Origin of the sequence: Nesterenkonia alkaliphila (genome assembly GCF_009758175.1) — a bacterium.
Taxonomy (GTDB): domain Bacteria; phylum Actinomycetota; class Actinomycetes; order Actinomycetales; family Micrococcaceae; genus Nesterenkonia; species Nesterenkonia alkaliphila.
Genome location: NZ_WRPM01000030.1, coordinates 1 through 13,341 on the forward strand (window position 1 = coordinate 1; position 13,341 = coordinate 13,341).

12 protein-coding genes and 1 pseudogene are annotated in these 13,341 nt (G+C 66.6%); 2 read left to right on the top strand and 11 right to left on the bottom strand.

Annotation, left to right across the window (positions count from 1 at the left end; translation table 11 throughout):
* The 5 genes and pseudogenes from GNZ21_RS04285 to GNZ21_RS04305 all read right to left on the bottom strand — a co-directional run.
* Positions 1–321, bottom strand: a pseudogene (locus GNZ21_RS04285) (threonine/serine exporter family protein); the annotation flags it as partial.
* 186 nt (positions 322–507) lie between these two features.
* Entirely contained in the window at positions 508–1,278 is a 771-nt protein-coding gene (locus tag GNZ21_RS04290) for an iron ABC transporter ATP-binding protein (RefSeq protein WP_373868355.1), read from the bottom strand.
* The gene (locus tag GNZ21_RS04295; protein ID WP_157321661.1) at positions 1,275–2,306 is read right to left on the bottom strand and encodes an iron chelate uptake ABC transporter family permease subunit; all 1,032 of its coding nucleotides are present in this window, start codon (positions 2,304–2,306) and stop codon (positions 1,275–1,277) included. Before GNZ21_RS04295 ends, GNZ21_RS04290 begins: the two co-directional genes overlap by 4 nt.
* Positions 2,306–3,343: an ABC transporter permease gene (locus tag GNZ21_RS04300; RefSeq protein ID WP_373868356.1), complete on the bottom strand. Its 1,038-nt coding sequence runs from the start codon at positions 3,341–3,343 to the stop codon at positions 2,306–2,308. Before GNZ21_RS04300 ends, GNZ21_RS04295 begins: the two co-directional genes overlap by 1 nt.
* A 120-nt stretch (positions 3,344–3,463) precedes the next feature.
* Complete coding sequence (locus GNZ21_RS04305; protein WP_157321663.1) at positions 3,464–4,528, bottom strand: siderophore ABC transporter substrate-binding protein; 1,065 nt, start codon at positions 4,526–4,528, stop codon at positions 3,464–3,466.
* Positions 4,529–4,667: 139 nt separating this feature from the next.
* On the opposite strand from GNZ21_RS04305, the gene GNZ21_RS04310 reads away from it, so the two are divergent.
* On the top strand, positions 4,668–6,083 hold the full coding sequence (locus GNZ21_RS04310; protein WP_229659328.1) for a THUMP-like domain-containing protein: 1,416 nt from the start codon (positions 4,668–4,670) through the stop codon (positions 6,081–6,083).
* Here GNZ21_RS04310 and GNZ21_RS04315 read toward each other — a convergent pair.
* The 3 genes from GNZ21_RS04315 to GNZ21_RS04325 form a co-directional block, all read right to left on the bottom strand.
* Entirely contained in the window at positions 6,074–6,793 is a 720-nt protein-coding gene (locus GNZ21_RS04315) for a copper resistance CopC family protein (protein ID WP_157321665.1), read from the bottom strand. The genes GNZ21_RS04310 and GNZ21_RS04315 overlap by 10 nt on opposite strands.
* A 66-nt stretch (positions 6,794–6,859) precedes the next feature.
* On the bottom strand, positions 6,860–7,546 hold the full coding sequence (locus tag GNZ21_RS04320) for a hypothetical protein (protein ID WP_157321667.1): 687 nt from the start codon (positions 7,544–7,546) through the stop codon (positions 6,860–6,862).
* A 66-nt stretch (positions 7,547–7,612) separates the two neighbouring features.
* On the bottom strand, positions 7,613–9,508 hold the full coding sequence (locus GNZ21_RS04325; protein WP_229659329.1) for a glycoside hydrolase family 3 protein: 1,896 nt from the start codon (positions 9,506–9,508) through the stop codon (positions 7,613–7,615).
* A gap of 122 nt (positions 9,509–9,630) precedes the next feature.
* Between GNZ21_RS04325 and GNZ21_RS04330 the strand changes: the two genes are divergently transcribed.
* Entirely contained in the window at positions 9,631–10,782 is a 1,152-nt protein-coding gene (locus tag GNZ21_RS04330; protein ID WP_157321669.1) for a glutamate--cysteine ligase, read from the top strand.
* A gap of 116 nt (positions 10,783–10,898) precedes the next feature.
* On the opposite strand, the gene tsaD is transcribed toward GNZ21_RS04330, so the two are convergent.
* From tsaD to tsaB, 3 genes are all read right to left on the bottom strand, one after another.
* On the bottom strand, positions 10,899–11,975 hold the full coding sequence (tsaD, locus tag GNZ21_RS04335) for a tRNA (adenosine(37)-N6)-threonylcarbamoyltransferase complex transferase subunit TsaD (protein ID WP_157321671.1): 1,077 nt from the start codon (positions 11,973–11,975) through the stop codon (positions 10,899–10,901).
* Positions 11,972–12,496, bottom strand: a complete 525-nt coding sequence (gene rimI, locus GNZ21_RS04340) for a ribosomal protein S18-alanine N-acetyltransferase (RefSeq protein WP_157321673.1) — start codon at positions 12,494–12,496, stop codon at positions 11,972–11,974. Before rimI ends, tsaD begins: the two co-directional genes overlap by 4 nt.
* A 141-nt stretch (positions 12,497–12,637) precedes the next feature.
* Positions 12,638–13,339: a tRNA (adenosine(37)-N6)-threonylcarbamoyltransferase complex dimerization subunit type 1 TsaB gene (tsaB, locus tag GNZ21_RS04345; protein ID WP_188503381.1), complete on the bottom strand. Its 702-nt coding sequence runs from the start codon at positions 13,337–13,339 to the stop codon at positions 12,638–12,640.
* Positions 13,340–13,341 lie beyond the last annotated feature (2 nt).

Below are 13,341 nucleotides of genomic sequence, written 5' to 3' on the forward strand. Positions count from 1 at the left end.
GACCGCGATGATCGAGGTCTCCACCTCCAGGGCACCGGCACCGTACCGGAACAGCGCCTCACCCAGGTCCAGCACAAAACTGATGGACACCAGCTCCTCTGTCTCAGCGGGCTCGCCGATCAGCTGAGGGTTCTCATACGGACTGCCGGTTAGCCAGTCAAGGATGGGTATCTGCCCGGTGGCCGGGGAGCTGTGGTGAATCACCCGGCGGAAGACGTGGCGGACAGCTCCGGGACGCTCCTGCTCAATACTCTGCGCCGGGGCCTCACCCCGATCCCGCTTGCGGCGGCGGCTGGGCCTGACCACAGACTTATCGGGCATATCCGGCCCTCCCCTGAACCCGTGGGCCACTGATCAGCCCTGTCCGGCAATTTTTCCACGCCGGCAAGACCTCCCACAATAGGAAGTACCCGCTGGTCAGCGGCGGAGAAGTGGGTCCTGGACCGGCGGCTCAGAGGTGACCTGGGACCTCGGCCTGAGACATGCCCCTCGAGCGGCACACGCGGTTCAGTAATAGACGGCCAGCGGACCGTTGGGCCCCTCGATGACCTGCACCTCGGTGTTGAAGATATCGCTGAGCACTTTGTCCTGCATGATCTCAGCAGGGCGGCCGTGCTTGACCACCTGGCCGTTCTTCATCGCCAGGATCCTGTCCGAGTAGTGTGCGGCGAAGTTGATGTCATGCAGCACGATCACGATGGTGCGGCCGAGCTCGTCGGCGGCCCGGCGCAGCTGCTGCATCATCTGTACCGCATGCTGCATATCCAGGTTGTTCAGCGGTTCGTCCAGCAGCACGTAGTCAGTCTGCTGGGCCAGCACCATCGCCACATAGGCCCGCTGCCGCTGCCCGCCGGAGAGCTGGTCCAAGTACCGGTTCTCCAGATCGGTCAGGTCCAGGAAGTCGATGGCCTCGGAGATGTACTTCTCATCCCCCAGAGTCAGCCGACCCCCGGAGTGGGGGAACCTGCCGAATCCCACCAGCTGGCGCACGGTCAGCCGGGTGACAAAGTGGTTCTCCTGGCGCAGCACCGAGAGGATCTTGGCAATTGCCTTGGACGGGGTGGACACCACGTCATGGCCGGCCACGGTGATCTGCCCGTGGTCGATCTCCAGCAGCCTGCCGATCATAGTCAGGATGGTGGACTTTCCAGCCCCGTTGGGCCCCACCAGGGCGGTGATGCCGCCGGCCTCGATCTCAGTGGTCACTGGGCCGATCTGCACCGAATCCCGGGATCCGGCGCTGTAGTCCTTCTGCACTTCGCTCAGCGAGATGCTCACAGGCGCCCCTTTCGCATCAGAACTATCAGGAACACGAGCCCGCCGATGAGCTCAACGATCACGGTCACCGCTCCCCCGGCGTCCCAGACGTGGCGGAGGATGAAGTAGCTTCCGGCCAGGATGGTGTAGCCGAAGAGGAACGCCATCGGCAGCAGCAGCCGGTGGCTGTAGGTGTCGGCGAACTGATAGGCCAGGATGGCTGACAGAAAACCCAGGAACATCATCGGGCCCACCAGGGCAGTGGCGGTAGCCACCAGCACCGAGACCAGCGCCATGATGATGATCAGTTCGCGCTTATAGCTCACCCCCAGGTTCAGGGCTGCCGTCTTGCCCAGGGCCATCACGTTGAGGGTATTGGCCCGCCACCACAGCAGGGCGGTGACCAGCAGCACGATCGGCACGGCGTAGGGCAGGTACTCAGCACGGGCGTTGGAGATGTTGCCGAAGAGCCGGGCGGTAAGCACATCGAAGGTGGAGGGGTCCAGCATCCGCTGCATGAAGTTGGACAGCGAGCCCAGCACCCCGCCGATCACCACACCCACCAGCAGCATGATGTGGATATTGGAGAACCTGCCCGAGAGCAGCCAGGTGTAGAGGATCGTGGCCAGCACCATCATGGCCAGCAGTTGCAGCAGGAACGGCCCCACCCCGACCAGAGCGACGACGCCGCCCACCCCGAACAGATAGGCCGCAGCAGTCTGGATCACGGTATAGAGAGACCCGAAGCCCATGATTCCGGGAGTCAGGATCCTGTTGTTCACTGCGGTCTGGAAGGCCACGGTGGCCACCGCATGCGCCAGGGCCACCACTGCGATGGTCAGCAGGGAGTCCCTGCGCATTCCGGCGATCAGCCACCAGCGCTCGTCGCAGCACGCCACGGGGATGTTATAGCTCATCACCGCCACGGTGAAGCCCACAGCGAGGGTGACCAGGACGGCCATTACCAGCACATAATTGCGCATGTGCTTACTGCTGGTGATGGGCTTGGAGTGCCGCCGGAGGCTCTGGTGCTCTGCTGTCTTGAACATCACCGCGCCAGTCCGCCCTTCCTGCGCTGGCGCAGCAGCAGGGCCAGGAACACTGAGCCTCCGACCAGTCCGAGCACCATGCCAACCGGGATCTCGAAGGGTGCGATGATCAGCCGGCCGATCAGGTCGCAGACCGTGACCGTGCAGATGCCCACCAATACCACCCAGGGCAGGTTGGAGCGCAGGTCATCACCGCGCATCAGAGCTACGATATTCGGCACCACCAGCCCCAGGAACGGCAGGGTCCCGATCACTGTGGCGGTGACTCCGGTGGCCACTGCGACCATGGTGGTGCCCAGGAAGAGGACCACTGCGTAGTTCAGACCCACGTTGGTAGCCATGTCCTTGCCCAGGCCGGCCACGGTGAACTGATCAGCCACCAGGAAGACCAGCACGGCCACCCCGAGCACAATCCACAGCAGCTCATAGCGGCCCTGGACCACTCCGGTGAAGGAGCCCTGGAACCAGATGCCGAGGGTCTGCAGCTTATCGGTCATCAGCGCCAGGTATGTGCTGAAGGAGCTGACCACGGCCCCGAGCATGATGCCGATGATCGGAACGATCAGACTGGACTTCAGCGAGACCCGGCGCAGGAAGGCGAAGAACACCATAGTGCCCACGAAGCTCATGATCACCGCACCGATCATTCGCTCGAAGAGACTCGCATAGGGGAAGAGCCACATCACCAGAATCAGGCCCAGCCCAGCCCATTCGGTCGTGCCCATCGTGGAGGGCTCCACGAACCGGTTCTGGGTCAGCAGCTGCATGATCACCCCGCACAGCGCCATGGCTGCCCCAGCCAGGATCAGGGCGATGGTCCGCGGCAGGCGGGTGACCCAAAACATCCAGAAGTTCTCTGAGTCGCCGAAGATGTCGAATTGGCCCACCAGCAGCGAGAGCGCCACCAAGGCCACGGTGATCAGAATGGCCACCACAAAGGCCGGGGTCCAGAGCCTGCGGTGCCGGCGGGACCGAGGGTCCTCGACCATGATCTCGCGGCTCGTCTGGGCGAGATCCTGCCGCAGGGTGGTGGACATGGGGCTCTTCCGGTGGATTGGAAACGGGCGAGTGCGCTAATTCGGCTCAGTCAATGCTAAGCGAGGCGGACGGTGAGGCCAATTCGTCTCCGTCCGCCTCGCTGCGCGTGCTGCTGGCTGCTACTGAGCTGCCTCCAGAGCTTCCGCGAAGCTCTCGAGGAACTCTGTGTAGGCCTGGATGTCCTCGGTGATGTACATGTCCTGCGGCATGTAGACGATCCGCTCCTCCTGCACAGCGGTGACCTGTTGGAGGGCCGGGGAATCGGCGATGAGCTCCTGTGCCGGGGTGTACTCGGGGTCCTGGGGAGCCATCCCGTCGCGGTCCAGGACGATGATCCAGTCGGGGTTGGAATCGGCGATTGCCTCCACCGAGATATCGTCGCCCTGGTGATCACTGGACTCGTCTTCGACCTCCAGGGCGGGCACCAGCCCGAACTCCTGGAACACCGGGGCCACACCGCGCCCTTCGAGGGGTCCGGCATAGTTGATGTCGCCTCCGGAGGTGACCAGCCCCATCACAGTGTCCTCACCGTTATAGGCGGCCTCCACCCGGTCCAGAGCGGCGTCCAGTTCCGCCACGAGCTGCTGGGCGGTCTCCTCCTCACCGAAGATCTCGCCGAGCTTCTCGGTCTGGGCCTTCATGTTTTCGAAGAAGGTGCTCGGGTCACGGTACCCCTCGTCGAACTGCAGGAGGACCGCGTCATCGCTGAGCAGCCCGGCGATGTCCTCGTAATACTGGGCGTAGCGCTGACCGTTGATCACCAGGTCGGGATCGGCGGCCACAATGAGCTCCAGGTTCGGCTCCCGGTGGTTGCCGGTGTCCAGGATGTCCTCATCCTCGGCGTAGACCTCATGGACATGGGGCTGCATCAGCGACCTGGGGGCTACCGAGAGTTCCACGCCGAACTCCTCCAGAAGCCGGAAGGTCCGGTTGTCGAAGGCACCTACGCTTTGGATCTCCTCGGGGTCGATCTCATGGGTACCAAAGTCATCCTCGACGCTGATGGTGTCCCCGGCGGCCTCAGCGCCGCCGGCCCCACCCTCTCCGGCTGCCGAACCGGCATCCGCGTCATCGGCACTGCCCCCGTTGCAGGCGCTCAGCGCCAGGGCGGCGATTGCTGCCACGGAGAGCAAGTGCAGGGCGCGGGGCTTCTGGGCCCCCGCAGTGCTGGTGTCGAGTGTCATTGAAGGGTTACCTTCCTAAGCGTTATTGAACTTAGCCTGTCCTAAGCGGATATGAAACTACAGTGTTATCTATTGTCCTGCAAGGCCTCAGCGCTGTGTTACATGACTGTTTCACCGGCTTCTGGGTTAGCGTGGACGGGTGCCCGACCCGCTCAAGCCCCTGCTCTCTCCTGAGGTCTGGGAGCTGCTGAACTCACTGCCGGAGTACAGCCGCCGGAGGGCGGATGAGATGAACATCACACTGCGCAGACAGGGCTGGCCGGCAGATACCGTGGCGGCTGTGCTGACCCAGCTCCGGCTGCGGGCAAGGGCCAAGAGCAAGTTCGGCGAGTTCGCTCAGCGGATGCTGTTCACCGAGTCCGGACTGCAGCAGTCCACGCGTCTGCCGGTGGCGGTCCGGCATGCCGGCCGCTTCCGCGCCGCGAGGGTGGACCATGTAGTGGACCTGGGCTGCGGGCTGGGTGCTGACTCCCTGGCCTTCGCCTCAGCGGGGCTGGGCGTCACAGCGGTGGAGGCCGATGAGACTACGGCCGCAGCGGCCTACCTGAATCTGCGGCCCTTCCCAGAGGCTGAGGTGGTGCACGGCACCGCAGAAACCTGGGCTGACGAACACGCCGATTTGTTGACTGCGCACGTTGGGCAACATCCCGGGGTCGAATCTCCCGAGAGTGCTGCACCGACTGCGCAGTCGCCGGAGGCGATAGGAATCTGGCTGGATCCGGCGCGGCGGAACGAACGCTCCCGGATCTGGGACCCTGAGGAGTTCTCTCCTCCGCTGAGCTTTGTCACCGATCTTGCCGCCACCGGAGTGCCCTTAGGGGTCAAGTTGGGCCCGGGGATCCCGCATGAACTGATCCCGCCTGACTGTGAGGCGGAATGGACCTCGGTGAACGGGGAGCTGGTGGAGGTCACGCTCTGGTTCAATGCGCTGACCCGCCGGGATGCTCGGGGCAGCTTGCTGCGCCGCTGCGCCACTGTACTGACAACCTCAGGGAACGACACCTCAGGGCACGACGACGCCCCACCCCAGTCACACCCCGCTTCGCAGCCCACTGCCGCTGAGATCACCTCCACTGCAGACTTCGGGTCGGGGGTTGAGCTGGACCCAGCAGGACCGCAGGGTCTAGCAGGTGTGCTCTGGGAGCCGGATCCCGCGGTGATCCGGGCCGGGCTGGTCGCTGAGCTGTGCGAACAGCTGGGGGGCCGGCTGCTCGACGAGCACATTGCGTACTTCAGCACGGGAACCCCGCTCGGCTCGTCACGGGAGCCTCAGGCGGCGCCAACACCGTTGGCACGGGGGTACCGGGTCATCGAGGTGATGGACTTCTCTGCTAAGCGGCTCAGACGTTGGTGCGCTGAGCAGGGCATCACCAGCCTGGAGATCAAGAAGCGCGGGGTGGACCTGGTGCCTGAGCAGCTGCGTGAGCAGATACTGCCCAAGAAGAAGGCCCGGGGCCCGGCCAAGCACGCCACACTGGTGATCACCCGACTGGGCGATACCCGCCTGGCTGCTGTGGCCGAGCCCCTGGGCAGAGCAGGAGATGCTCAGTCCTGACCAGCCGGTCCGTTCTGCGCTGAGCGCCGGCGCCGGCTTGCGGCGTAGCCCACTGCCCCTGCCAGTACCAGCACCGCTGCAGCCAGCAGGCCCCAGCCGATGATGCCGCCCCAGCCGCCGGAGTCCTGCTCCTCACTGTCGGTCGGGGCCGTGGGAGACTCGTTCTCGGCCTGCTCGGGCTCCTCGGCCGGGACGCTGGTCTCATCCTCGGTCAGCTCGGCCTCGGGCACCTCGGCGCCGTCGTCTTCCTCGGCAGATCCCTCGGGAGTGGCCAGGGCGGCGTCCTCCTCATCCTCGGTCAGCGGGGAGTCCACCTCAAAGTTGAAGCTGCCCTCCTCACTGTGCCCGTCGGAGTAGACCACCCGGTACTGCACCTGATAGTCCCCGTTGGGCAGGGGCTCGGGGATCTCGGTACGCATAGTGGACCCCTCCACCTCGGCCGGCTCCTCGGAGGCCCAGTTCTCATCCTCGGCGTCCAGCAGCCAGATGTCGTTGGTGATGGCCTCCCCTGTGGTGAGACCGGCCCCGGAGAACTCCAGCACCACCTCTGCGGGCGGCTCGGTGAGAGTTTCACCCTCCTCCGGACTGGAGCTGATGAGCGTGTCGTGGGCTTGGGCTTCAGCTGCGATGAGCGCTCCCAGGGCCAGTGCCGCGGCACCGGCCAGGACGGCCGGACGCAGGCGGGCAGGGGCAGTTGATGTGTTGTGCATAGTGATATGAGTGCTTTCTGTCTTGTGAAGGATGGCACCGCAGAGCAGATGCGGCGAATGACGCTGCTACTTCACAAGAGCGGGCGGGCCGCGCAGACTGCGTGGGCCTGCGCCCAGCCAGGAGTCCGTGCCGTTCTCCGGCCCGGCGCAGCTCAGCAGGATCTCTCGCGGCTCCGTACTGGCGGCCGGCTGAGCAGCCAGCAGCCCCCACACCGGGGCGATCCCGAGCTGACCAGCAATGGCCTGAAGCAGCGTCTCGCCGCGTCGCAGCAGCGCATAGGCGAAGACTGCTGCCCCCAGGTGGGCCGCGATCATCGCCGCATCGGTCTGACCGGCCACACTATGCGTGGAGTGCGCAGCGGCTTCCAGCACGCCGGGCGGCAGCGCGACCTCATAGGATATGACCTGCTCGCGGACCGGCATGATCTGCGGTTCCCCGTGATGGTGGTGTGCCCCTGCGGGCAGTCCGGAGTCTCCGGCGGCGGTGGCGGGGAAAAGCGCGAACAGCCCGTGCAGCGCCGCTTGGCTGCTGAGCACCGCTGCGGCTAGGCGCAGGCGGCTGAGCAGCACAGCCGAGAGCTGCACGCACACGGGGATGCTGAACGTAAGAGCAAGCAGGATCACCAGCGGGTGCGGGGCGTGGTGCCCAGCGACAGTATGGGCCAGGGCGGCTGAACCTACGGCGACCAGGGCAGCCAGTCCTCCGCGGATCAGCTTCGCGGGGCCGGCCACCCGGCGCTGCTCAACGGCCATGCCGAAATTCTACAGCTTGTCGAAGTCCTGCCCACGCCGCAGACGGCGTGCCGGCATCAGCCGGAGTCAGCAAGCAGAGTGACCGATGGGGTGCGGGCCCACCTCCACTGGGAGGGCACCGGGAGCTTCAGCGCCGGTGAGCACCTCGACCAGTGCGGAGAAGGACTCTGGGGTGCGGCCGTAGAGGGCGATGGTGGTCCCCGCCGAGGAGTCTGCGAGCGCCTCGGGGCGGTCCAGGGCCACCACGACGTCGCCCGAGCCCGGGGAGCTGCCGCCCAGCAGGGTGACCACCGGCCCCCAGCCGGTCTCCAGGCCGGCCTGCTGGGCCGCGGCGGCCAGCCGGTCTCTGTCCTGCTGGGTACCGCCTTGGATCTGGACCGCCTCGGTGACCAGCTCTGCCTGACACTGGCCCTCCACAAGGGTGATCGCCTGGGCGGCCACCTGCTCAGCGAGCTCTGCTGCAGCCAGCGGCCTCCCCGGTTCACCACCCTCGAGCTGATCCTCGGTGCCCGCCGCCGCTGAGTCCAGCTCGGGCGGCCCGTAGAGCAGCCGGGCTGTCAGCTCCTCCGGAACCTCCACCTCCGGACCTGCTGCCAGCTCTCCGGCGGCCAGCTCCTGCTGCCAGAGCACCAGTGCCACCACCCGTTGGGCGGCCTCGTCCAGCCGGGACTCTGCCAGCTCTCCGGACTCCACTGCGGAGACAATGGCGCTGTGCGCACCTGGTGCGCTGGCCGGCATCAGGATCAGGTCCGCCCCAGCCGCCAGGGCGGTCACCGGTGCCTGGTCCCCGCCGTAGCGGTGGGCGATCGCCGCCATGTTCATGGCATCGGTAACAATCACCCCGTGATGGCCCATCTCCCGAACCTCGGCATATGCCGCCGGGGACAGCGAAGACGGCACGCCCGCCTCCAGAGCGGGCACCTCGATATGGCCCATCATGACCATGGGTGCTCCGGCCTCGATCACCTGGGCGAAGGGCAGCCAGTCACGCTGCCGCAGCTGCTCCACTGAGGCCTGCTGCACCGGCAGAGTGTAGTGCGAATCCTCAGTCACTGAGCCGTGCCCCGGGAAATGCTTGGCCGAGCCGGCAACTCCCGCATCGGCCAGCCCGCGCAGGCTCTGCAGGGCCAGTCCGCCCACCGCATCCGGATCAGCGCCGAAGGTGCGCGAGCCCATAGTGGGGTCCGCTGCACCGATCGTTGTATCAGCGTTCGGGGCGAAGGCAACGGTGAATCCCAGCTCAGCCAGGTCCTGCCCCATCAGCCGGTGCAGCTGACCGGCACGGTGTAATCCAGAACCGTGCAATCCAGAACCGTGTAATCCGGGATCATTCAGTCCGGAACCGTCTGATCCGGCCTCGTCCAGTCCGGCACTGCCCTGCTGCACAGCCCCGAGGGCCATCGGGGTGGGCCATTCGGTCAGTGGTGCCCCGACCCGGGTGACCAGCCCACCCTCCTGGTCCACCGAGATGATTGGGGGCACGGCGCGGTCCTGGCCCCCAGCGCCGCTGAGCGTGCTGATCTGCTCGGTGAGCGCCGCCAAGTCCACAGTGCCTTCGCCGCCGGGGATGTTGTGGCCCATCAGGATCACCCCGGCCAGATGATGCTCCTGGAGCAATGCGACGGCGGAATCGACGTCGGTACCCTGGTATTCGCCGATGATCACCTGGCCGGCACGTTCCTCCAGGCTCATCTCCGCGACCAGCTCGGCGGCTCGCTGCCGGTGCTGCTCCCCCGGTCCGGCCAGCGCGGCCTCCTGCTCCTGCACTGCCGCTGCCCGGGCCGCCTCGGCCTGCGCCCGTTCCTGCTCGGCGATCTCCTCGGCATTCAGCTCAGTGCCCTCCGTGCCGGGCTGTTCAGTGGTACCGGGGCCGGCGTCGTCGTTATCGGGGCTGCCGCAGGAGGCCAGCATCAGGGCAGTACTCAGTGCCACCGCGAGCAGGGGCTGGGTGTAGCGAAACATCCCTATCAGGGTACGGTCTCTGCGCCCGAGTGAGCGTCAAGCAAGCCTGCAGGGATCGTTCAGTCTCGGTCGGTTAAGGTTGAGGCACGTTGCACCGAAGCCTTCCTCACAAGGAGAGACACATGGGACTGCCTTTTGCAGAGTCGGAACGCTCCACGCTGGGCATTGAGTGGGAGCTGGCCCTGGTGGACCGGCAGACCGGGGACCTGCGGAGTGTGGCCGAACGAATCCTGGAGGCCACCCGCGCCGAGCACCCTGAGCTCTCCGGCGAGGATGAGCATCCGTATGTGAAGCAGGAGCTGCTGCTGAACACTGTGGAGCTGGTGACCGATGTCTGCCACAGTGTGGAGGAAGGGGTGGAGCAGCTGCGCGAGACCGCCCGGAATGTGATGAAGCACTGCGAGCCCCTGGACGTGGATCTCTACTGTCAGGGCAGCCATCCGTTCGCCCCGCCCACTAAGCAGCCGGTCACTGATAAGGAGCGCTACAACGAGCTGATCGAGCGCACCCAGTGGTGGGGCCGGCAGATGGTCATCTACGGAATTCACGTGCATGTGGGCCTGGAGGACGTGAAGTACGCGATGCCGGTGGTCAATGCGCTGTGCAACTACAACGCGCATTTCCAGGCACTCTCGGCCTCCTCACCCTACTGGTCCGGGGAGAACACCGGGTATGCCTCCAACCGGGCACTGATGTTCCAGCAGCTGCCCACCGCAGGCCAGTCCTACCAGTTTGAGGAATGGTCCGGTTATGAGAAGGCGGTGGCGGATCTGGAGCACACCGGGGTGATCCGGGATGTCACCGAGGTGCGCTGGGACGTCCGGGCCGTACCGCGGCTGGGCACAGTGGAGCTGCGCATCTGTGACGGAGTGGCCACCCTGGAGGAGATTGGCGCGATCACCGCCCTGTCCCAGTGCCTGGTGGAAGACACTGTCCGGCACCTGGAGAACGGCGGGTCAGTGACTTCCATGCCGCCCTGGTACGTCAAGGAGAATAAGTGGCGTGCCGCCCGCTACGGCATGGACGCGATCATCATCCTCAATGAGCAGGGCGATGAGGAGCTGGTCACCGAGCATCTGGCCAAGGAGCTTCAGCGGCTGGAACCACTGGCCCAGGAGCTGGGCTGCGCCAAGGAGCTGGCGCACCTGGAGACCATGATGGACAAGGGCACCGGCTACCAGCGGCAGCGGCGGGTGGCGGAGACCCATGACGGCGATCTGCGCCAGGTGGTGCTGGACTCCGCCGCGCGGACTCGGACCTCCATCAACGGCTGAGCTGTTCCGGGCGGCGGGCCCGCCACGACCTGGCCCACCTCAACGCTTACGCGTTTACGCGGGGCCCGGAGACCGCGGTTCCCGTCCCGTGCGGGCCACGTCAGGGAGCACTCCGCTCATACGCTGATGCGGTGCACCGGCAGGCTCGAGTCGGCGGGGATCGCCAACGACGACGCCGGCACCCCGGCTGCCACCAGCTGGGCTCCTAGGGCAGCCACCATGGCCCCGTTGTCAGTGCACAGCGGGATGGGCGGGACGGTGAGCTCGATGCCGGCCTGCGCGCAGCGCTGGGCGAGCAGCTCACGCAGCCGGGAGTTGGCGGCCACTCCCCCGCCCAGCAGCAGATTGGTCAGTCTGTGCTCCTGACAGGCGCGCACCGCTTTGGCCGTGAGCACATCCACCACCGCCTCCTGGAAGCTGGCCGCGATGTCTGCGACCGGAATCTCCAATCCCTGGGCCTGGAACTGTTCGGCAGCCCGGGCCACCGCAGTCTTCAGCCCGGAGAACGACCAATTGTGCCGGTGCTTACCAGGGGCTTCCGCAGTGCCCTCGAACTTCGGCATGGTCAGCCCGCGCGGGAAGCGGAACGCTGCCGGGTCCCCGCCCCGGGCAGCCCGGTCGATGGCGGGCCCGCCGGGATAGCCCAGCCCCAGCAGCCGGGCGGTCTTGTCATAGGCCTCCCCGGCGGCGTCGTCGATCGTTGAGCCGAGCAGCTGCACATCATCGGTGAGCGAACCGACCCGCAGAATCTCGGTATGGCCGCCGGAGACCAGCAGAGCGGCTGTATTGGGCGCCAGGGCGGGGCCGGTGGTGTCCGCGCGATCCAGCAGCCCCACCGCCACGTGGGCCACCAGATGGTTGATGCCGTAGAGCGGCTTGCCCGTGGCCAGAGCCAGGCCTTTGGCGGCGGAGAGGCCCACCATCAGTGCTCCGGCCAGGCCCGGACCGGCGGTGACCGCGATCGCGTCGACGTCTTTGAGCTGTACCCCGGCGGTCTCCAGCGCCCGGCGCAGGGTGGGAGTGAAGGCCTCCAGATGCGCCCGGGCGGCGATCTCCGGGATCACCCCGCCGAAACGGACATGGAGGTCCATGGAGCTGGCCACCTCATTGGCCAGCAGCTGTGTGCCGCGGACGATCCCGATTCCGGTCTCATCACAGGAGGTTTCGATGCCCAGGATCAGAGGTTCGCTCATCGGGTACCTCCTGAGCTGGTCTGCTCGCTGCCCACCGGGCCCACCGCCTCGGCGGGCTCCGCCAGGGTTTTGCGCATGATCAGAGCGTGGCCTCCGTCCGGGTAGTAGCTGCGGCGCAGGTGAATCTGTTGAAAGCCGCTGCGCAGGTAGAGCCGCTGGGCCCCTGGGTTATCCCCCCGGACCTCCAGCAGCAGGTCCTCAGCCCCGCGCCGGCGTGCCTCCTCCTCGATCAGACCCAGCAGCCGGCTGCCCAGGCCTCTGCCTTGGGCCTGGGGGGCCACCGCCAAGGTCTGCACATCGGCCAGCGGCAGTACGCACATCATGCCGGCGTAGCCGAGAAGAGCCGCGGGGGCGCCGTCGCGCTCACTCTCCGCCACCCAGTACTTATGCGTGGCACGGTGGGCCGGCACATTCAGCTCGGTCTGGGCGAGCTCATCGTAGAAGAACCGTTCAGGCCAGGCGTCATGCGGGAAGAGCTCCCGCTCCAGGGCCAGTACCCCGGGGACGTCCGCTGCGGTCATCGGCCGAATCCTCAGGTCCGGGGCAGTGAAAGTCTCAGCCACCCGTGCCCCTCCGGAGATTATGTAGCGAAACTGTGGGAACTGCGGCCCTCAAAGCCCGAGTTTCCACAGTTTCGCTACACGATCCTCGCGCCCACAGCATCACAGGCCCACCTTCCGGCTGCCGGCCTGCATCTGGGCAGGCACTTTGGCATCCGAGTCGCGCAGGTAGAGCGGACGGGGGGCGCAGAGCACCCCCTGCAGCTGACCGGTCAGCGCCCCGTGTGCCAGCCGGCCCAGCTCAGCGGCATGCGGTGTCCAGGCCGCGCTGCCGGAGCCGAGTTCCGCCGAACGCAGCTGCTCAGGGTAGAGCCCCACCCCGGCGCCCACAGCGGCCAGCGCGGGAAGCTCAGCGGCGCCGCCCACGAACGGGCCTCCCACCAGCCGGGAGCCCTCCTGATCACTCTCATAGTGCGCCCAGTAAACCTCGCGGCGCCGGGCATCGGTGGTGACCAGGAACTCCCCGGTGATACCGGCATCGACCGCACGCAGGGCCAGCGAGTCCAGGCTGCACGCCCCGTGCAGCGGAATCCCCCAGCCCTCTGCGAGCGCATGGGCAAGGGCTAGCCCCACCCGCAGCCCGGTGAACGGCCCGGGACCGGCCCCGACGACGACGCCGTCCACCTCGGCACCGTCCACCCCCGCCTCGCTCAGTGCTTCAGTAACTGCCGGTGCTAACCATTCGGCATGGGCGTTGGGCTCCTGAGTCTCAGCGGAGTGGAGGACGACGGGGGCGTCGTCGTTATCGGTGCGCAGCAGTGCCAGGGAGGCACCGGCGGAGGTGTCAAGAGCGAGCAGGAGCACCC

What these genes read in the sequence shown, in the direction of transcription:
- rimI (WP_157321673.1), bottom strand. Translation starts at nt 12,496, where the DNA reads ATGACCGCAGCGGACGTCCCCGGGGTACTGGCCCTGGAGCGGGAGCTC.
- GNZ21_RS04300 (WP_373868356.1), bottom strand. Translation starts at nt 3,343, where the DNA reads ATGTCCACCACCCTGCGGCAGGATCTCGCCCAGACGAGCCGCGAGATC.
- GNZ21_RS04330 (WP_157321669.1), top strand. Translation starts at nt 9,631, where the DNA reads ATGGGACTGCCTTTTGCAGAGTCGGAACGCTCCACGCTGGGCATTGAG.
- GNZ21_RS04315 (WP_157321665.1), bottom strand. Translation starts at nt 6,793, where the DNA reads ATGCACAACACATCAACTGCCCCTGCCCGCCTGCGTCCGGCCGTCCTG.
- GNZ21_RS04325 (WP_229659329.1), bottom strand. Translation starts at nt 9,508, where the DNA reads ATGTTTCGCTACACCCAGCCCCTGCTCGCGGTGGCACTGAGTACTGCC.
- GNZ21_RS04305 (WP_157321663.1), bottom strand. Translation starts at nt 4,528, where the DNA reads ATGACACTCGACACCAGCACTGCGGGGGCCCAGAAGCCCCGCGCCCTG.
- GNZ21_RS04295 (WP_157321661.1), bottom strand. Translation starts at nt 2,306, where the DNA reads ATGTTCAAGACAGCAGAGCACCAGAGCCTCCGGCGGCACTCCAAGCCC.
- tsaD (WP_157321671.1), bottom strand. Translation starts at nt 11,975, where the DNA reads ATGAGCGAACCTCTGATCCTGGGCATCGAAACCTCCTGTGATGAGACC.
- GNZ21_RS04320 (WP_157321667.1), bottom strand. Translation starts at nt 7,546, where the DNA reads ATGGCCGTTGAGCAGCGCCGGGTGGCCGGCCCCGCGAAGCTGATCCGC.